We start from the raw sequence: 19,925 nt of genomic DNA, 5'->3' as shown, positions 1-19,925 counted from the left end.
GCCGCGGCCCGCGCACTGAGGTCATGCATCCGAATTCGACCACAGGAGAACGCGCCCCAGAGGCCTAAAATCGCACTGGCATTGCCTAGCTATTATCGACAGCGTTTGAGCGGCATTCGTCGAGGTTGGTGCCCGCTTAGCGACCCCTGGGGATCAACGGGTGGCCCGTTCCGACGTTGGCAATGCTCACCGCCTGTCGTTAAGTGAGGCGCTTTCTATAAGTGAGAATCGATCAAGTCAAGGCGAAACGACAGTCGCAAAGCGCTTCTGGCAGCTTCGGAAATTGCCCGGTCGTCCCCTGACGCGCCTCCCCGATATGGGAACGATATCCCGGCTCCGCCAAGCTTCCATCGATTAACACCCGTATAAAATATACTTTTATGTCGGCCGCTAAGGCTTTTTTTCCTCTTGATGCGTCAATCTGCCGCCTTCGGCAGAGACAGGCGCCATGCGGTACACCGACATTGCCATCATTGGCGGAGGACTAGCAGGCTCGACCGCCGCCGCAATGCTCGGGCGTGCCGGCATTTCAGCGATTCTGATCGACCCGCATGAGACCTATCCGGCCGATTTTCGCGTCGAAAAGCTGAGCGGTCACGGTCAGGTCGAGCGATTCCACCAAACGGGAATCGCCGACTCGGTCCTGCGTCGCGCGACCTTCTCGGGCGAGAACTGGATCGCGCGATTCGGCCACATGCTCGACAGGGCGCCGAGCCGACAGTTCAACATCCTCTACGATTCGCTTGTTAACGCGATCCGCGACGAGATTCCCGACACGGTCGGACGTATCTGGACCAAGGCGGTGTCGGTCGCGACCAGTGCCGAGCGGCAAACGGTAGCCCTCGCCAATGATGAGACCATCTCGGCCCGCCTGGTGTTGCTCGCCAACGGCCTGAATGTCGGCCTGCGCCACCAGCTCGGCATCATCAGGAACGTCATCAGCCCCTGCCATTCGATCTCGATCGGCTTCGACGTGGTGCCGGCCGGGCGGAATGCGTTCGACTTCCCGGCGCTCACCTATTTCTCGGAGCGGCCGAGCGACCGCATCCCCTACATCTCGCTGTTTCCGATCGGCACGCGGATGCGCGCCAATCTGTTCGTGTATCGCGGCTTCGACGATCCCTGGCTGCGCGAGCTGCGCCGCGCTCCGGCCGAGACATTGAACGCCGCGCTGCCGCGGCTGAAGCGCATCACCGGCGCCTTCGACATTCCCGGCGAGTTGAAGGTTCGTCCGGTCGATCTCTACGTGAACGACGCCGGCCGTCAGCCGGGCGTGGTGCTGGCGGGCGACGCTTTCGCCACCTCCTGCCCGGTCGCCGGCACCGGCTGCGACAAGGTGTTCACCGACATCGAGCGGCTCTGCAACGTCCACATCCCGCAATGGCTCGCCAGCGACGGGATGAATGCGGACAAGATTGCCACCTTCTATGCCGACCCGGTCAAGCGGGCCTGTGATGAATGGTCGGCCGCGAAAGCCTTCGACTTCCGCTCGGTCTCGATTGCGACGAGCCCCTACTGGACCGCGCAGCGCTGGGCACGCTTCATGGCGTGGTCGACCCAGGGATTACTGCGCAGGCTTGGAGGCGCGTTCCACCTGGAGCCGAACTTCCTCGGTCACTCCTCGTCCTCGTCCTCATCATCCTCGTCGAGGTCGTCCTCATCCGCGTCTTCGTCATCATCGCTGTCATCGTCGGCCTGAGCGGTCGCGCCGTGCGGCTGATGGATCTGGTCGTTCCACAGCTTGCGATAGATACCGTTCCTGGCAAGCAGCTCGGCATGCGAGCCGCGCTCGATTGCCCTGCCCCCTGAGATCACGATGATCTCGTCCATCTCGACCACCGAGGTCAGACGATGTGTCGACCAAATCATGGTGCGACCCTTGGCGACCTTGAGCAAGGTGCGGTTGATCGCGGCCTCCGTGGTCTGGTCCAGAGCCGAGGTCGCTTCGTCGAGCAGCAGCACGGAGGGATTGCGGATGATCGCGCGTGCGATCGCGATGCGCTGGCGCTGGCCGCCCGACAGCGTGTCGCCGCGTTCGCCGACCGGGGTGTCGTAGCGCTGCCGCAGGCCCATGATGTAGCGGTGAATCTCGGCCTTCTTGGCCGCCTCCTCCACCTCCTCGTCGGTGGCGCCTTCCTTGCCGAGCCGGATGTTCTCGCGGATCGACATGTTGAACAGCATGTTCTCCTGGAACACCACCGCCATGCTCCGGCGCAGCGAATCCAGCGTCACCTTGCGGACGTCGACACCGTCGATGGTGACGCGCCCCTCATCGGGCACGTAGAGGCGAAGGATCAGATTGAGCAGCGTGCTCTTGCCGGAGCCTGACGGACCAACGATGGCGATGCGCTTGCCGGCGTCGAGCTTGAGGCTGAGATTGTCCAGCACCGGCGTCTGGCCGCCTTCATACTGGAAACTAACATGCTCGAAGGTGATGTCGTGGGTGATGCGCGGCAGATCGGGCGCGCCGGGACGATCCGCCCCGCGCGTCGGCTCGTCGAGCAGCTCCTGGATGTGACGGATCGCGGCGGCCGAGGAGATCGACACCGGGATGAAATGCATCACGTGGGCGATGTTGTAGGAGACCTCCCAGAACGCGCTCTCGAAGGTGACGAAGGTGCCGATGGTGATCTGGCCCTTGGTCGCGAGATAGGCGCCGATCGCGAGCACGACGAGGTGCAACAGCAGCACGGAGATGGTGACCGTCCGCTCCACCATCGTGGACAGGAACCCCGCTGCCGCAATCCTGTCGCGGGTCGCATCGTTGCGGAAGGTGAAGAAGCCGAACATCTTGCGTTGCAGGCTGAACGCCTTGATCACGGCCTGCGCCGCCACGTTCTCCTGCACCATTCCGAGCAGCGCGCTCTCGTTCAGCTTCTGCTCGTAGTTGGCCTGCACCGCCTTCGGCGTCAGGATGCGCGGGCCGATCAACGTGATCGGGAATACCAGCAGCGCGACCACCGCGAGCTGCCAGTTCAGGAATAGCATCAGGATGATGCCGGCGATCAACTCAAAGAACGGCAGCGCGGCGCTGTTGACGAAGGACTTGACCGAACCTTCGAAGGCCGAGAGATCGACCGAGAAGCGCGACAGGATCTCGCCACGCTTCGTGCGGCCGAAATAAGCCGCCGGCAGGTCCTGGACATGCTCGAACAGGCGCTTGCGGACGTCGGTGATGACGCAAGCCGCCAACCGCGCATCCCAGCGCTCGTACCAGACCGCGACGATCGAGGTTGAGATGCCGGCAGCCGCCAGCACGCCGAGGATCTTGTACAGCGCCTGGAAATCCTCTTCGCCGAGCGCGTCGTCGATCAGGTATTTCAGGCTGAGCGGCATGATGACGTTGAACAGTGTCTCAACCAGGACGCCGAACGCCACATAACCCAGGATGCGCTTGTAGTTGGACAGGAAGGGCTTGACGAATCCCAAGATCGTCGCGAGCGCGCCGGCAGCTTCGCGGGCGGTAAAGACGACGAGGTCCTCATCATCATCGTCATCGAGCTCAAGCTCGTCGTCATCCTCGTCTTCGTCGTCTTGCAGCTCGGGCGCGGCGCCGGGCGCAAGCTTGTCCTCGAGCTCGGCCGCCTCTTGCGCAGCGAGCTTCTGTTTGTCGGGAGAGAGGGGCCTGGACGCCATGAAACCAACCGATGCTGACGGCCGGCATGACCGCAGAGAGAGCAGGAAATAGCGGACCACCGCTACTCCGCCGATTCTATGCGATCAGGACGAGTTCGGCAAAGCAATTGGCGAATTCATCCGCGCCTGGTGATGTTAGTCCTCGTCTTCGTCCTCGATCTTGTCGAAGAAGGAGTAACGCAAGCTGTCGGCGTCGGCATACCATTGGCCCGGCCCTTTGTTGGCGGCGAGCGTCGCAGTCCATAGCGCGTCGGTGCAGTCCTTGCGGTGCATCGACAGATCGAAGCCGTTGCCGAAGAACAGCTCCGACCATTCCCACCAGGTGCCGAGCTTCTTGACCCCGCGCAGCAGGTCGTAGCGGTCGATCACGGCCGAAGCCATGTCCGAGGTGATCGAGCCGAACACGAGGCCGGTCTTGACCACACGGTTCAACTCGCGGATCGCGCGAACCACCTGCCTGGGCGCAACGTGGCATAGGCTGGTCTCGAAGACGTAGTCGAACGTGCCGTCCTTGAACGGCAGGTCGGTGATCGAACCGAGCTTGTTGAACTTCTTCAGCGCCTTCGGCGTCTTGGCATGGATGGCACGGTTGTTCTCGATGCCCCAGGCGTCGACGCCGCGCTCGCGCAATGCGCCTACCAGCTCGCCGCTGGCGGAGCCCGCGACCAGGAGCTTGGCGCCCTTGGCCTTGCCCCAGACGATGGTGATCAGCTTGGACAGATAATCCGGATCTGTGAACTGCCTCCACACCTCGCCGTAAGGTCCGAGGCCGCGATAATTCTCGAAATAGTCGCGGTCGATCTTGTCGGAAACCGGCTCGCCATCCTCCTGCGCACGCGCGCGGCGCAGCCGCATCATCTCGGTCAGAATGATGTCGGTCGCCGCATCCGAGGAGTCGAGGAGACCGTTCAGCGTGGAATCGAACAGATAGTCGCCTACCACCACGATACCGGGATGCTCCTTCGGCTCGGGTCGATGATTGGACATGACATCGCGAACGGGCAGGCCGCCAGGAATCGCATTCACTGACGACAGCCAACGGTGGATTTTGCCTTCCATGAAATGCGCACGCGCATCCCCAAGCGAGGCCGGCAGCGACTTCAGCGCGGCGTCGATCAGCTCCTGGTCCGACAGATTTGCGAACGCCAGCGCATCGGAGCCGGGAATCAGCCAGTTCAGGACGCCGTACCTGCCGACGTCGTGACGCGCGCCCTCATTGTAGACGCAGCAGCCGCCGAAAGCTTCCGACATGAACCAGGCGCCTGGAATCTTGTCGCCCCAGAACGGAGCGTCGAACAGGATCGAGACGCGCAGATAATGCGCGGGGCGATCGAAATACGAGACGTGCTTGACCATGGACTTGCGCAGCTGCTCGCCTTCCCACCCCATCGTCGAGAGCCAGGAGTGCGGCAGGCACATCAGCACGAGATCGAAGTCGCGCGTCTCCGGCCCCTTGCCGTTCATCATCTTCAGCTGATAGCGGCCGGTCGGCGCCTTGCCGACGGTGAGCACGCGGTGATTGAGCTGGATGTCGGCGCTGACCTCCGACTGCAGGCATTCGACCAGCTGCTCGTTGCCGTTCTGGATGGAATAGAGGCCGATATAGCCATCGACATCCATCAGGTAGTTCTTGAGCGCGTTGAGGCCATTGGTGTTGTGGCTTTCGGTCGCGATGTCGGAGCGCGCCATCACCTTGAAGAAGCGCTTTGCGGTCTCGTCCTCGACCTCTTCGTCGAGCACCTGCTCGGCGGTCTTGTAGGCCCAGGGGTTCTCGTTGTCGTGCGCGCCGACGCCTTCGTAATATTCGATCGGCGACATCTGCTCGGCGCAACGCTTGCGGAACTGCTCGATCGCATCCGCGGTCTTGGCGCCGTATTTGCGGCGCATGCCGGCGACGTCGTCGAGCAACTCGCCGCCGAACTGCACCTGCTCGGCGTCCATCGGAATCGTCTGCAGGCCGAAATGCTGGATCAGCTCGCGCAGCGGATCAGGACCCGTCATCGAATAGTCGTAGATCTCCGCGACGCCGGCCTCGTACATCGCCGGCGCGGAATCGAATTTGCGCGTGACGATCTTGCCGCCGAGGCGATCGGAGGCCTCGAAGATGGTGATGCGACAGAGGTCGCCGAGCTTACGCTTCAAGTACCAGGCGCTCATCAGCCCGCCGGGGCCGCCGCCTACGATTGCGAGATCAAGCATGTGAGTTCCGTGGTCTCCGGCCCTGCCCCCGTCACGGGACCACCGGTCTAAGCTCCCTTAGCAGAAGCACTTTTGCGCCTGAAGGAAAGATGAACAAAGGTTGATCCCGCATCGCAACAGGCAAACAAAGCAGCAAAAAGGCCGGCTTTCGCCGGCCTTTTCGTTATCCTCGTATTCTTACGGATGAAGCACTATTCCGCGGGCGGCAGCGCAGGAAGCTCGGCTTCCGGAGCGGGCGACACGACGGCCGCCTGCTTCTCGCGCTCGTCGAGAATCAGCTTGTCGCGCTTCATGGCGACTTCGCGGATCTTGGCCATGGAGGCGCCGGTGCCCGCCGGGATCAGCCGGCCGACGATGACGTTCTCCTTGAGGCCTTCGAGCGGATCGACCTTGCCGTTGACCGCCGCTTCCGTGAGGACGCGGGTGGTCTCCTGGAACGAGGCCGCCGAGAAGAACGAGCGGGTCTGCAGGCTCGCCTTGGTGATGCCGAGCAGAACCGGCGTTCCCGTGGCGGGCTTCTTGCCCTCTTCCTTGGCCTTCATGTTCAGCGCGTCGAACTCGATCTTGTCGACCTGCTCGCCGGAGATCATGTCCGTGTCGCCCTGATCGGTGACTTCCACCTTCTGGAGCATCTGACGGACAATCACCTCGATGTGCTTGTCGTTGATGAGCACGCCCTGGAGCCGGTAGACCTCCTGGATTTCATTGACCAGATAGGCCGCGAGCTCCTCGATGCCCTTGACCGCAAGGATGTCGTGCGGCGCCGGGTTGCCTTCCACGATGAAGTCGCCCTTTTCGACGACGTCTCCGTCCTGAAGGTGGATGTGCTTGCCCTTCGGGATCAGGTACTCGCGCGCCTCGTCGGTCTTGTCCAGCGGCTCGATCGAGATGCGACGCTTGTTCTTGTAGTCGCGCCCGAACCGGATGGTGCCCGCGATCTCGGCGATGATCGCCGCATCCTTCGGACGCCGTGCCTCGAACAGTTCCGCCACCCGCGGCAGACCGCCGGTGATGTCACGCGTCTTGGCGCTCTCGGTCGAGACACGGGCGAGGATGTCGCCCGGGTTGACCTTGGCTCCGACGTCGACCGAGAGAATGGCGTCGACCGACAGCATGTAGCGGGCATCGCCGCCACGGGCGAGCTTGAGCACCTTGCCGTCCTTGCCCTTCACCACGATGGCCGGACGCAGGTCCGAGCCGCCGCGGGTCGAGCGCCAATCGATGACGACGCGCTTGGCGATACCGGTCGCCTCGTCCAGCGTTTCCGAGATCGACTGGCCCTCGACCAGATCCTCGAACCCGATGGTGCCTTCCACTTCGGTGAGGAGCGGACGGGTGTACGGGTCCCACTCGACGATGCGCTGGCCGCGCTTGACCATGTCGCCTTCATCGACATGCAGGCGCGAGCCGTACTGAATACGGTGCGTCGCACGCTCGGTGCCGTCGGCATCGACCACCGCCACCACCATGTTGCGCACCATCGCGACCAAATGACCTTCGCTGTTGCGGGCGATGGCCTTGTTCCGGATCACGATCTTGCCGTCGAAATTGGCTTCGACGAAAGACTGCTCGTTGAGCTGCGCCGCGCCGCCGATGTGGAAGGTACGCATGGTGAGCTGCGTGCCCGGCTCGCCGATCGACTGCGCCGCGATGACGCCGACCGCTTCGCCGTGGTTGACCGGCGTGCCGCGGGCGAGGTCGCGGCCGTAGCACTTGCCGCAGATGCCGTTGACGAGTTCGCAGGTCAGCGCCGAGCGGATCTTCACCTCCTGCACACCACCCTGCTGAATGGCGTCCAGATGGCTCTCTTCCATCAGCGTGTCGCGCTTGATGATCACCTTGCCCGAGCTGTCGCGCACGTCTTCGCAGGCCGTGCGTCCGAGGATGCGCGAACCGAGCGAAGCGACCACGGTGCCGGCATCGACGATGGCGCGCATCTTGATGCCGAGCTTGGTGCCGCAGTCGGACTGCGTGATGATGCAATCCTGCGCGACGTCGACCAGACGACGGGTCAGGTAGCCGGAGTTCGCGGTCTTCAACGCGGTGTCCGCGAGGCCCTTACGGGCGCCGTGGGTCGAGTTGAAGTACTCGAGAACCGAGAGGCCCTCCTTGAAGTTCGAGATGATCGGCGTCTCGATGATCTCACCCGACGGCTTGGCCATCAGGCCGCGCATGCCGGCGAGCTGGCGCATCTGGGCCGGCGAACCGCGGGCGCCGGAATGAGCCATCATGTAGATCGAATTGATGTCGGCATCGGCGCCGGCCGCCGTCTTCTTGGTGGAGGAGATCTCCTTCATCATCGCCTTGGCGATTTCTTCCGTGGCCTTCGACCAGGCGTCGACGACCTTGTTGTACTTCTCGCCATGCGTGATCAGGCCGTCGTTGTACTGCTGCTCGAAATCCTTCGCCAGCGTACGCGTGGTGTCGACGATCTTCCACTTGGAGTTCGGCACGACCATGTCGTCCTTGCCGAACGAGATGCCGGCCTTGAACGCGTTGTAGAAGCCGAGCGCCATGATGCGGTCGCAGAAGATCACGGTCTCCTTCTGGCCGCAGTGGCGGTAGACCTGATCGATGACGCCCGAGATCTCGCGCTTGGTCATCAGCTTGTTGATGATCTCGTACGAGATGCGCGGGTTGCGCGGCAGCAGATTGCCGAGCATGACGCGGCCGGCGGTGGTCTCGATCCAGCGCTTGGAGACCTTGCCGGTCTCGTCCATGCCTTCCCAGCGATACTTGATCTTGGTGTGGAGGTGGATGACCTTCGCATGCAGGGCGTGCTCGAGCTCGGCCATCTCGCCGAACAGCTTGCCCTCGCCGGGCAGGCCTTCGCGCATGATCGAGACGTAGTAGAGACCCAGGACGATGTCCTGCGACGGCACGATGATCGGCTGACCGTTCGCGGGATGCAGGATGTTGTTGGTCGACATCATCAGCACGCGCGCTTCCAGCTGCGCTTCGAGCGACAGCGGGACGTGCACGGCCATCTGGTCACCATCGAAGTCGGCGTTGAACGCCGAGCAGACCAGCGGGTGAAGCTGGATCGCCTTGCCCTCGATCAGCACCGGCTCGAACGCCTGGATGCCCAGACGATGCAGCGTCGGCGCGCGGTTGAGCAGCACGGGATGCTCGCGGATCACCTCGTCAAGGATGTCCCAGACCTCGGGCCGCTCCTTCTCGACCAGCTTCTTGGCCTGCTTGACGGTGGTGGACAGGCCCTTGGCGTCAAGCCGCGAATAGATGAACGGCTTGAACAGCTCGAGCGCCATCTTCTTCGGCAGACCGCACTGATGCAGGCGCAGCTCGGGACCGACCACGATCACCGAACGGCCCGAATAGTCGACGCGCTTGCCGAGCAGGTTCTGGCGGAAACGGCCCTGCTTGCCCTTCAACATGTCGGCGAGCGACTTCAGCGGGCGCTTGTTGGCACCCGTGATGACGCGGCCGCGACGGCCGTTGTCGAACAGCGCATCGACCGCTTCCTGAAGCATGCGCTTCTCGTTGCGGATGATGATGTCAGGCGCACGCAGCTCCATCAGCCGCTTCAAGCGGTTGTTGCGGTTGATGACGCGGCGATAGAGGTCGTTGAGGTCCGAGGTCGCGAAGCGGCCGCCGTCCAGCGGCACCAGCGGACGCAGGTCCGGCGGGATCACGGGAACGACGGTCAGGATCATCCATTCCGGCTTGTTGCCGGAGTGGCGGAACGCTTCCACGATCTTCAGGCGCTTGGCGAGCTTCTTGTGCTTGATGTCGGAGTCGGTCTCCTGCATTTCCGCACGCAAGGTCAGCTCGAGCTTCTCGAGGTCCATGCCCTTGAGCAGCTCGCGGATCGCCTCGGCGCCGATCATCGCGGTGAAGGAATCCTGGCCGTACTCGTCCTGCGCCTTCAGATATTCGTCTTCCGACAGCAGCTGACGGTCCTTCAGCGCGGTCAGGCCCGGCTCGAGAACGACGTAATATTCGAAGTAGAGGATCCGTTCGAGATCCTTCAGCGTCATGTCCAGCAGCAAGCCGATGCGCGAAGGCAGCGACTTCAAGAACCAGATGTGGGCGACCGGGGCCGCGAGCTCGATATGGCCCATGCGCTCGCGCCGGACGCGCGACAGCGTGACCTCGACCGAGCACTTCTCGCAGATGATGCCCTTGTACTTCATGCGCTTGTACTTGCCGCACAAGCACTCGTAGTCCTTGATCGGCCCGAAGATGCGGGCGCAGAACAGGCCGTCGCGCTCGGGCTTGAAGGTACGGTAGTTGATGGTCTCCGGCTTCTTGATCTCGCCGTAGGACCAGGACAGAATCTTCTCTGGAGACGCGATCGAGATCCGGATCTGGTCGAAGACCTGCGCCGGCGTCGTCGGGTTAAAGAGATTCATAATTTCTTGGTTCATCGTCTTCTCCTCGCGTACCGGTCGCCTCCGGCCGCAAATTCGAAAATCACTCGAGCGGGGCGCCCAGCCCTCAAGGCATCGGGAGGGGCGCCAATGCCCGGCCGTGCAGGCCGGGCATGAAACGTCGTATTACTCGGCTGCTTCCGACGTCGGCGCCGGTCCCATCTTGGAATTGTGCAGGTCGACGTTGAGGCCGAGCGAGCGCATTTCCTTGACCAGCACGTTGAACGATTCCGGAATACCGGCCTCGAAGGTGTCGTCGCCACGCACGATCGCCTCGTACACCTTGGTACGGCCGGCCACGTCGTCCGACTTCACGGTCAGCATTTCCTGCAGCGTGTAGGCCGCGCCGTAAGCTTCGAGCGCCCACACCTCCATTTCGCCGAAGCGCTGGCCGCCGAACTGCGCCTTGCCACCCAGCGGTTGCTGGGTCACGAGCGAGTACGGACCGATCGAACGCGCGTGGATCTTGTCGTCCACGAGATGGTGCAGCTTGAGCATGTAGATGTAGCCGACCGTCACCTTGCGATCGAAGGCGTCGCCGGTGCGGCCGTCATAGACGGTCGACTGACCCGAAGCATCCAGACCGGCAAGCTTCAGCATCTCCTCGATGTCGCTTTCCTTGGCACCGTCGAACACCGGCGTCGCGATCGGTACGCCGCGGCTCAGATTGTGACCGAGTTCAAGCAGCTCGTTGTCGTTGAGCGTCTTGATCGTCTCGTCCTCGCCATAGACCTTCTTCAAGGTTTCCTTCAGCGGCTTGATGTCCTGCTTCGACAGATAGGCATCGACGGTCTGGCCGATGCGCTTGCCCAGACCGGCGCAAGCCCAGCCGAGATGCGTCTCGAGGATCTGTCCGACGTTCATGCGCGAGGGCACGCCGAGCGGGTTGAGCACGATGTCGGCATGCGTACCGTCTTCGAGGAACGGCATGTCCTCGATCGGCACGATCTTCGACACCACGCCCTTGTTGCCGTGGCGGCCGGCCATCTTGTCGCCGGGCTGGATCTTGCGCTTCACCGCAACGAAGACCTTGACCATCTTCATCACGCCGGGCGGCAATTCGTCGCCGCGCTGAAGCTTCTCGACCTTGTCGAGGAAGCGTTGTTCAAGCCCCTTCTTCGACTCGTCGTACTGCTTCCGCATGGCCTCGATCTCGGCCATCAGCTTGTCGTTCGGAGACGCGAACAGCCACCACTGCGACTTCGGGTATTCCTCGAGCACCGCACGGGTGATCTTGGTGTCCTTCTTGAAGCCCTTCGGACCGGCAATGCCCTGCCGCCCCTCGAGCAGCTCGGCCAGACGATTGTAGACGTTGCGGTCCAGGATCGCCTGCTCGTCGTCGCGGTCCTTGGCCAGACGCTCGATCTCTTCCCGCTCGATCGCCAGCGCACGCTCGTCCTTGTCGACGCCGTGGCGGTTGAACACGCGGACTTCCACGATCGTGCCCTGCACGCCCGGGGGAACGCGCAGCGAGGTGTCGCGCACGTCGGAGGCCTTTTCGCCGAAGATGGCGCGCAGGAGCTTTTCTTCCGGCGTCATCGGGCTCTCGCCCTTCGGCGTGATCTTGCCGACCAGGATGTCGCCGGCGCGCACTTCAGCGCCGATGTAGACGATACCGGCTTCGTCGAGGTTCTTCAGCGCTTCTTCCGAAACGTTCGGAATGTCGCGGGTGATTTCCTCGGGTCCGAGCTTGGTGTCGCGGGCCATCACCTCGAATTCTTCGATATGGATCGAGGTGAAGACGTCTTCCTTCACGATCCGCTCGGAGAGCAGGATCGAGTCTTCGAAGTTGTAGCCGTTCCACGGCATGAACGCGACCAGCACGTTGCGGCCGAGCGCGAGCTCGCCGAGATCGGTCGACGGACCGTCAGCGATGATGTCGCCCTTCTTGACGATGTCGCCGACCTTCACCAGCGGACGCTGGTTGATGCAGGTCGACTGGTTGGAGCGCTGGTACTTCATCAGACGGTAGATATCGACGCCCGACTTGGTCGGATCGAGATCTTCCGTCGCACGGATGACGACGCGGGTCGCGTCGATCTGGTCGATCACGCCCGAGCGGCGCGCCGCGATCGCGGCGCCCGAGTCACGCGCAACCACGCCCTCCATGCCGGTGCCGACGAACGGCGCCTCGGCGCGAACCAGCGGCACCGCCTGGCGTTGCATGTTCGAGCCCATCAGCGCGCGATTGGCGTCGTCGTTCTCGAGGAACGGAATCAAGGCTGCGGCGACCGAAACGAGCTGCTTCGGCGACACGTCCATGTAGTCGACCTTGTCGGGCGTCAGCGGCACGACGTCGCGGGTGCCGCTCGCGCGGCAGACCACCAGGTCTTCGGTGAAGCGGCCCTTGGCGTCGACAGGCACGTTGGCCTGAGCGACCGAATAGCGGCCCTCCTCCATCGCCGACAGGTACACGACCTCGTCGGTGACGCGGCCGTCCTTGACCTTGCGATACGGCGTCTCGACGAAGCCGTACTTGTTGACGCGCGCAAAGGTGGCGAGCGAGTTGATCAGGCCGATGTTCGGACCTTCCGGCGTCTCGATCGGGCAGATACGGCCGTAATGCGTCGGATGCACGTCGCGCACCTCGAAGCCGGCGCGCTCGCGGGTCAGGCCGCCCGGTCCGAGCGCCGAGAGACGGCGCTTGTGGGTGATCTCGCTGAGCGGGTTGGTCTGGTCCATGAACTGCGAGAGCTGCGAGGAGCCGAAGAACTCGCGGACGGCGGCGGCCGCCGGCTTCGCGTTGATCAGGTCCTGCGGCATGACCGTGTCGATGTCGACCGAGGACATGCGCTCCTTGATCGCGCGCTCCATGCGCAGGAGGCCGATACGGTACTGGTTCTCCATGAGCTCGCCGACCGAGCGCACACGGCGGTTGCCGAGATGGTCGATGTCGTCGATCTCGCCCTTGCCGTCGCGCAGGTCCACCAGCGTCTTGATGACGCAAAGGATGTCTTCCTTGCGCAGCGTGCGCTGGGTGTCGGGCGCATCGAGGTCGAGGCGCATGTTCATCTTGACGCGGCCGACCGCGGAGAGGTCGTAACGCTCGGCGTCGAAGAACAGCGACTGGAACATCGCCTGCGCCGAATCCAGCGTCGGCGGCTCGCCCGGACGCATCACGCGGTAGATGTCGAACAGCGCGTCCTCACGCGTCATGTTCTTGTCGGCCGCGAGCGTGTTGCGGATGTAGGCGCCGACATTGACGTGGTCGATGTCGAGCAGCGGCAGTTCCTTGTAGCCGTGCTCGTTGAGAGCCTTCATCGACTTGTCGGTGATTTCCTCACCGGCTTCAGCATGGATCTCACCGGTCTTCGGGTTGACGAGGTCCTCGGCGAGGTAGTTGCCGACGAGTTCCTCATCCGACAGACGCAGCGCCTTGAGCCCCTTCTCCTGGAGCTGGCGGGCGGCGCGGACGGTGAGCTTCTTGCCGGCCTCGAGCACGACCTTGCCGGTATCGGCGTCGATCAGGTCGTTGATGGTCGAGTAGCCGCGGAAACGGTTGGCGTCGAACGGAACGCGCCAGCCTTCCTTGGTCCGCTTGTAGAGGATCTTCTTGTAGAACGTGGACAGGATCGCCTCGCCGTCGAGGCCGAGGGCGAACATCAGCGACGTCACCGGAATTTTGCGGCGACGGTCGATACGCGCATAGACGATATCCTTGGCGTCGAACTCGATATCGAGCCAGGAGCCGCGATACGGGATCACGCGGGCAGCGAACAGCAGCTTGCCCGACGAATGGGTCTTGCCCTTGTCGTGATCGAAGAACACGCCAGGCGAACGGTGCATCTGCGAGACGATGACGCGCTCGGTACCGTTCACGATGAAGGTGCCGTTCATCGTCATGAGCGGAATATCGCCCATGTAGACGTCCTGCTCCTTGATGTCCTTGACCGACTTCGCCCCGGTTTCTTCGTCGATATCGAACACGATGAGGCGCAGCGTCACCTTGAGGGGTGCCGCGAAGGTCATGCCGCGCTGGCGGCACTCGTCGACGTCATACTTCGGCTGCTCGAACTCGTAGCGGACGAATTCCAGCATCGAGGTGCCCGAGAAGTCGGAGATCGGGAACACGGAACGGAACACGGCCTGCAGGCCCTCGTCGAGGCGCCCGCCGGCGGGTTCGTCGACCATCAGGAACTGGTCATAGGACGCCTTCTGAACCTCGATGAGGTTCGGCATCTCGGCGACTTCCTTGATGTGTCCGAAGAACTTGCGAACGCGTTTGCGACCGGTGAATGTCTGCTGCGCCATCGTGGCCTCTCATTTTCGTCGCCCGCTCCGGGCGAACCGTCCGGAACGCGGCTGCCACCGCTCCCCGGGTTGAATTTTTCGAACCCGCTTTGGGGCCGGAGACTCAGGTTTCAGGCGGGAATGTCCTGAATCTGTTCTTCAGACCTTCAAAACGCAAAACGACGCGCGGGGCGCTAGCGCGCGCCCGCCCGTCACAACGATCGTCTTCACGGACTGAAAAAGCCCGAAATAGCCTGCTCTCCCAACGGCCTACAGGGAAATCCGGTATCCCTGCCCACCGCGCTTTCGTGCTGTCGAACCGATATGGGGCGACAATAATGAAGATTCGAGAGGTTAACCCTCAAATCCCCACACATTTTCGTGTTCAGCCTGCGTCGGGACCATCCGTCGCACGCCTTTTGCATCTGGCGCAGCCCTTTAGGGGGCAGGACCAAGATCCCGGACCGCAGCCCGGGATCTCGCCAGCAAGCGTTGCTTACTTGAGCTCGACCTTGGCGCCAGCCTTCTCGAGCTGGACCTTGATCTTCTCGGCCTCGTCCTTGTTCACGCCTTCCTTGACAGGCTTCGGCGCGCCCTCGACGAGGTCCTTTGCTTCCTTCAGGCCCAGGCCGGTGATGGCGCGGACTTCCTTGATGACCTCGATCTTCTTGTCGCCGGCAGAGGCGAGAACGACCGTGAACTCGGTCTTCTCTTCCGCCGGAGCGGCAGCAGCGCCGCCGCCAGCCGGGCCGGCCACGGCGACAGCCGCGGCAGCCGAAACGCCCCACTTCTCTTCGAGGAGCTTCGCGAGTTCGGCAGCTTCGAGCACGGTGAGGCTCGAGAGGTCGTCAACGATCTTCTGCAAGTCAGCCATTGTTCAGTTTCCTTGAGTGTAAGTCTGGTTCGGGTTTGAGTTTTGCGAAGGGCGTCAGGCCGCTTCGCCCTTAGAGGCATGAGCCTGGATGACGCGCGCGAGCTTGCCCGCGGGCGCGTTGGCGAGCTGAGCGAGCTTGGTCGCCGGGGCCACAAGCAGGCCGACGATCTTGCCGCGCAGTTCATCAAGCGACGGCAGCGAGGCAAGCGCCTTCACGCTGTCGACATTCAGGACGGTCTTTCCCATCGAGCCGCCAATGATGACGAACTTTTCGTTCGCCTTGGCGAATTCGACGGCGACCTTCGGCGCCGCTACCGGATCGTTCGAAGTGGCGATCACGGTCGGCCCCTTCAGCATGGGGCCGATGGCAACGACGTCAGTGCCTTCAAGAGCAATTTTGGCGAGACGGTTCTTCGAGACCTTCACCGAGGCACCAGCCTGCTTCATCTGCATGCGCAGCTTCTGCATCTGGGCAACGGTCAGGCCGGAATATTGGGCAACGATCGCGACGCTCGTGGTCTTGAAGACCCCGTTGAGCTGTTCGACCGCTTCCTTTTTTGCCGCTCGTTCCACAGCAAGCTCTTTCCGGTTGGCGGTCATCGCGAAAAGCGGGACCGCCGGGTTGCACCCATCGCCCCACCCAGAACCTGAACCTCAGGGCCAAAACCCATCGGACACGCGCCGGGCGAGACGACAATTCAAAGCCTGCCCTCCGGGAGCCCATGGGCCCACGGCGTGTCGAGGTCCGAACCAAACTTCTTCCGCGACCACCCCGAGGTGGGACGCGAAGTGAAATCCGGTCTTCACCCGTCTATGCAGGCCATGCGATTAAGCCGTTGAGAACTCGAAATATCCCGCGGGCGCCTGCAGTCTTGGACAGGACAAGGCCAGCCGGCGAACCGCCTGACCTCTGCCCGCATCCCACCGGCCGATGGATTTTCCTTCCTTTCCGGGCAAATCCTTGCGGACGTCCTGAAAAGGAATGATCTCCTGCGTGTCGGGTTTTCGGAATGCGTGCACGAACGCGCCAGCCAGGGCCGGCACGTCCGGAAGCGGTTCTTTAACCGCTCTTTGCCGGATTGCCAAGAGCAAAATTCACACCAGTTCCAATCCGTTGCCATAGGGCCTGAAACGGGCCGATTCAAGCCGGTTTGACCCCAAAAGGCAGCGGCTTGCCCTCGAAGAACGCGCTCAAGTTCGCCAGCACGCAGTCCTGCATGGCGACGTGCGATTCGAGGGTATGGCCGCCGATATGAGGGGCGAGCACCACATTGGGCAGCACCGTCAACGCGTCGGGCGCGTGCGGTTCCTTATCGAAGACGTCGAGGCCGGCGCCCGCGATGGTCTTGTCGGTGAGTGCAGCAACCAGCGCCTTCTCGTCGACGACCGAGCCGCGGGAGATGTTGACGACATAGCCGTCCGCGCCGAGGCGCTTGAGAATGTCGGCATTAACGACGTGCTGGGTCTCGGCCCCGGCGCGGACCGCGACCATCAGCACGCTGCACCAATCGGCCAGCGCCTCCAAGGCCGGAAAATATTGATAGGGCAAGTTGTACTTGCTGCGGCTGCAATAGCCGATTTCGGCCTCGAAGGCGGCACAGCGCGCCGCGATCTTGCGGCCGATCTCGCCCATGCCGTAGATACCGATGCGACGGCCGGCCATGCCGGCCTGCGGGCGCATCATCGGAGACTGTTTCGACGCCGCCCAATCGCCGCTGCGAACATATTGGTCCGCGACCAATATCCGCCGCGTCGCCGCCAGCATCAGGATCATCGCGAGGTCGGCCACTGAGGCCGCATTGGCGCCGGGGCTGTGGCCGACGGCGATGTTGCGGGCAGCTGCCGCCTTCAGGTCGACGCCGTCATAGCCGGTGCCATAGCAGACGATCGCGCCAAGTTTTGGAAACAGGTCCATCGCCTCGGCGCCGAGCGGCGTGCCGCCCGCGGTCAGCAGCGCGCGGATGCCTGCCAGCTCGTCCGCCGAAAACACCTCCCGCGCGGGCTTGCCGGCGGTGTCGAGCAACTCGAAGCGCTCGGCGAACCGCGCCATCATCGTCTTGGGAAAGCGCGAGTAGATCAGGACCTTGTCGGCCATTGCTCTGGTTTCCGGTGAGTGACGCGCACAAGCGACGAGGGGCGGAATCGGTTGCCCAATTCCGCCCCTCGCCTCATGCAATTCCCAGGCTTAGCCGAGAATGGTGCCCGGCTCGACCTTCACGCCCGGGCCCATCGTCGAGGACACCGCAACGCGCTGGATGTAGGTCCCCTTGGAGCCAGCCGGCTTCGCCTTCGAGACAGCATCGGCGAGCGCCTTGATGTTCTCGACCAGCTTCTCCTCGGAGAACGAGGCCTTGCCGACGCCGGCCTGCAGGATGCCGGCCTTCTCGACGCGGAACTCGACCGAGCCACCCTTGGCACCCTTCACCGCACCCGTCACGTCCATGGTCACGGTGCCGATCTTCGGGTTCGGCATCAGGCCGCGCGGGCCGAGCACCTTACCGAGACGGCCGACCAGCGGCATCATGTCGGGGGTGGCGATGCAGCGGTCGAAATCGATCGCGCCGTTCTGCACCTTCTCGACCAGGTCTTCGGCGCCGACGACGTCGGCACCGGCGGCCCTGGCTTCGTCAGCCTTGGCGCCGCGGGCGAACACGCCGACGCGGAGCGTACGGCCGGTGCCGTTCGGCAGGGTCACGACGCCGCGGACCATCTGGTCGGCGTGACGCGGATCGACGCCGAGATTGATCGCGACCTCGATGGTCTCGTCGAACTTCGCCTTGGCGCGTTCCTTGACCATCTTGATGGCGTCCGCGAGCGGGTAAAGCTTTTCGCGGTCAACACCTTCGCGGGCTTTGTTCAAACGCTTTCCGATTGCCATGACCGCTTACCCCGCCACTTCCAGACCCATCGAGCGGGCAGAGCCCTCGACCATCTTCATGGCCGATTCGATGGTGTCGCAATTGAGATCCTTCATCTTCTTCTCGGCGATCTCGCGCACTTGCGCCTTGGTCACCTTGCCGGCCTTGTCACGGCCCGGCGCCTTCGAGCCGGACTGGATTTTTGCGGCCTGCTTGAGGAAGAAGGACATCGGAGGGGTCTTCATCTCGAACGTGAACGAACGATCGGCGTAGATCGTGATCACGACGGGAATCGGGGTGTTCTTCTCTTCCTTCTGGGTCTGGGCGTTGAACGCCTTGCAGAACTCCATGATGTTGAGACCGCGCTGACCGAGCGCGGGACCGATCGGGGGCGAAGGATTCGCCGCACCGGCCGGGACCTGAAGCTTCAGGTATCCGGTCACTTTCTTTGCCATGTATCACTCCTGTTGTGCCGGCCTTAAGCCGGCGGTTTCAGGTTCGTGGTCTGGGTCGGATGCGGCTGGCAACCGCCCTCTCCCTCCCACGGCCTCTTGTCGCGCGAGGCCTATAGCCTCACGCCTCGTCCGATCAGACCTTCTCGACCTGACCGAATTCCAATTCGACCGGCGTTGCGCGACCGAAGATCGACACCGCGACCTTCACGCGCGAGCGCGCCTCGTCGATTTCCTCGACGACACCCGAGAACGAGGCGAACGGACCGTCGGCCACGCGCACGTTCTCGCCGATCTCGAACGACACCGACGCCTTCGGCCGCTCCACGCCCTCCTGCACCTGGTGCAGGATGCGCATGGCCTCGTTCTCCGAGATCGGCATCGGCTTGTTCTCGGCGCCGAGGAAGCCGGTGACCTTCGGCGTGTTCTTGATCAGATGAAACGCCTCGTCGGTCAGCTTCATCTTCACGAGCACGTAGCCGGGGAAAAACTTGCGCTCGGCGTCGATCTTGCGGCCGCGGCGCACTTCCGTGACCTTCTCGGTCGGAACCAGCACCAGCTCGAACAGCTCCTCGAGCCCGCGCTGCTTGGCCTGCTCGCGGATCGATTCGGCGACCTTTTTCTCGAAGTTCGAATAGGCGTGGACGATGTACCAGCGCTTGTCGGACAGTTGAGCCGTTGCTGTAGCCATCAGTGAATGCCCAAAAGAAAGGTGATGAGATAACGGATGATCTGGTCGGCGGCGAAGAAGAAGATCGAGGCCACGGCGACCATCACGAACACCATGATGGTGGTGATCGTGGTCTCACGACGGGTCGGCCAGGTGACCTTGGCGGTCTCCGAGCGCACTTCCTGCAAGAACTTGAACGGGCTGACTGCCATCGTTTGAGACGCCATTAAGATTTCAGGGATCCGAACAGCCTGATGTGGCCCAGCCCTCTGTCTCGAAGGATGAGCCGGAAACCGGGCTCTGATGTTCGGGGAATTTCTAAGCCGCGCCGGAAATCCGCGTTTAACGGGCCGGCTGCGAGTGCGGGGTATCTACTGCGGTTGGGGCCAAACGTCAAGATGTGGGCGGGGCCGAATGCACACAAGCCCGGCTCTGGGAATTGATGCGGATCAAGGCTTTACCGGGTGCCGATGAACCATGCTCCGAGCTTTCGGCCCGTCAATGTCCTGCCTGTCGATCGTTGGGATCAGCTGGCAGGAGTGGCAGGGCTCGAACCTGCGACCCCCGGTTTTGGAGACCGGTGCTCTACCAATTGAGCTACACTCCTACGGACCC

General features: G+C 62.9%; 12 protein-coding genes and 1 tRNA gene. 1 reads left to right on the top strand and 12 read right to left on the bottom strand.

Annotated features, from left to right (window positions below; genetic code table 11):
* Nucleotides 1–448: 448 nt before the first annotated feature.
* On the top strand, nt 449–1,699 hold the full coding sequence (locus tag ACVWZ4_RS26440) for an FAD-dependent oxidoreductase (RefSeq protein WP_456741511.1): 1,251 nt from the start codon (nt 449–451) through the stop codon (nt 1,697–1,699).
* Here the strand turns inward: ACVWZ4_RS26440 and ACVWZ4_RS26435 are convergent.
* From ACVWZ4_RS26435 to ACVWZ4_RS26380, 12 genes are all read right to left on the bottom strand, one after another.
* Nucleotides 1,615–3,636, bottom strand: a complete 2,022-nt coding sequence (locus ACVWZ4_RS26435) for an ABC transporter ATP-binding protein (RefSeq protein ID WP_456741510.1) — start codon at nt 3,634–3,636, stop codon at nt 1,615–1,617. The genes ACVWZ4_RS26440 and ACVWZ4_RS26435 overlap by 85 nt on opposite strands.
* Nucleotides 3,637–3,771: 135 nt before the next feature.
* Nucleotides 3,772–5,835, bottom strand: a complete 2,064-nt coding sequence (locus tag ACVWZ4_RS26430) for an FAD-dependent oxidoreductase (RefSeq protein ID WP_456704084.1) — start codon at nt 5,833–5,835, stop codon at nt 3,772–3,774.
* Between the two features lie 191 nt (nt 5,836–6,026).
* Complete coding sequence (gene rpoC / locus ACVWZ4_RS26425) at nt 6,027–10,223, bottom strand: DNA-directed RNA polymerase subunit beta' (RefSeq protein WP_456741509.1); 4,197 nt, start codon at nt 10,221–10,223, stop codon at nt 6,027–6,029.
* A gap of 129 nt (nt 10,224–10,352) precedes the next feature.
* On the bottom strand, nt 10,353–14,477 hold the full coding sequence (gene rpoB / locus ACVWZ4_RS26420; protein ID WP_456704086.1) for a DNA-directed RNA polymerase subunit beta: 4,125 nt from the start codon (nt 14,475–14,477) through the stop codon (nt 10,353–10,355).
* A 475-nt stretch (nt 14,478–14,952) separates the two neighbouring features.
* Entirely contained in the window at nt 14,953–15,330 is a 378-nt protein-coding gene (rplL, locus tag ACVWZ4_RS26415; RefSeq protein WP_008136432.1) for a 50S ribosomal protein L7/L12, read from the bottom strand.
* Between the two features lie 54 nt (nt 15,331–15,384).
* Nucleotides 15,385–15,903, bottom strand: coding sequence for a 50S ribosomal protein L10 (gene rplJ / locus ACVWZ4_RS26410; RefSeq protein WP_456704087.1), 519 nt, complete (start codon nt 15,901–15,903; stop codon nt 15,385–15,387).
* Between the two features lie 568 nt (nt 15,904–16,471).
* Entirely contained in the window at nt 16,472–17,425 is a 954-nt protein-coding gene (locus ACVWZ4_RS26405; protein ID WP_456735445.1) for a 2-hydroxyacid dehydrogenase, read from the bottom strand.
* A gap of 90 nt (nt 17,426–17,515) precedes the next feature.
* Nucleotides 17,516–18,208: a 50S ribosomal protein L1 gene (gene rplA / locus ACVWZ4_RS26400; protein ID WP_456704089.1), complete on the bottom strand. Its 693-nt coding sequence runs from the start codon at nt 18,206–18,208 to the stop codon at nt 17,516–17,518.
* A 6-nt stretch (nt 18,209–18,214) separates the two neighbouring features.
* Nucleotides 18,215–18,643 (bottom strand): 50S ribosomal protein L11, encoded by a 429-nt coding sequence (gene rplK / locus ACVWZ4_RS26395; RefSeq protein WP_008136439.1) that lies wholly within the window; start codon nt 18,641–18,643, stop codon nt 18,215–18,217.
* A 133-nt stretch (nt 18,644–18,776) separates the two neighbouring features.
* Entirely contained in the window at nt 18,777–19,331 is a 555-nt protein-coding gene (gene nusG, locus ACVWZ4_RS26390) for a transcription termination/antitermination protein NusG (protein ID WP_092228471.1), read from the bottom strand.
* The gene (gene secE, locus ACVWZ4_RS26385) at nt 19,331–19,522 is read right to left on the bottom strand and encodes a preprotein translocase subunit SecE (RefSeq protein ID WP_007611620.1); all 192 of its coding nucleotides are present in this window, start codon (nt 19,520–19,522) and stop codon (nt 19,331–19,333) included. Before secE ends, nusG begins: the two co-directional genes overlap by 1 nt.
* A 319-nt stretch (nt 19,523–19,841) precedes the next feature.
* Nucleotides 19,842–19,917, bottom strand: a tRNA-Trp gene (locus ACVWZ4_RS26380).
* Nucleotides 19,918–19,925: the final 8 nt, after the last annotated feature.

The sequence above is a fragment of the Bradyrhizobium sp. USDA 4472 genome, assembly GCF_054058595.1.
This window is presented reverse-complemented; position numbering and strand designations above follow the sequence as displayed.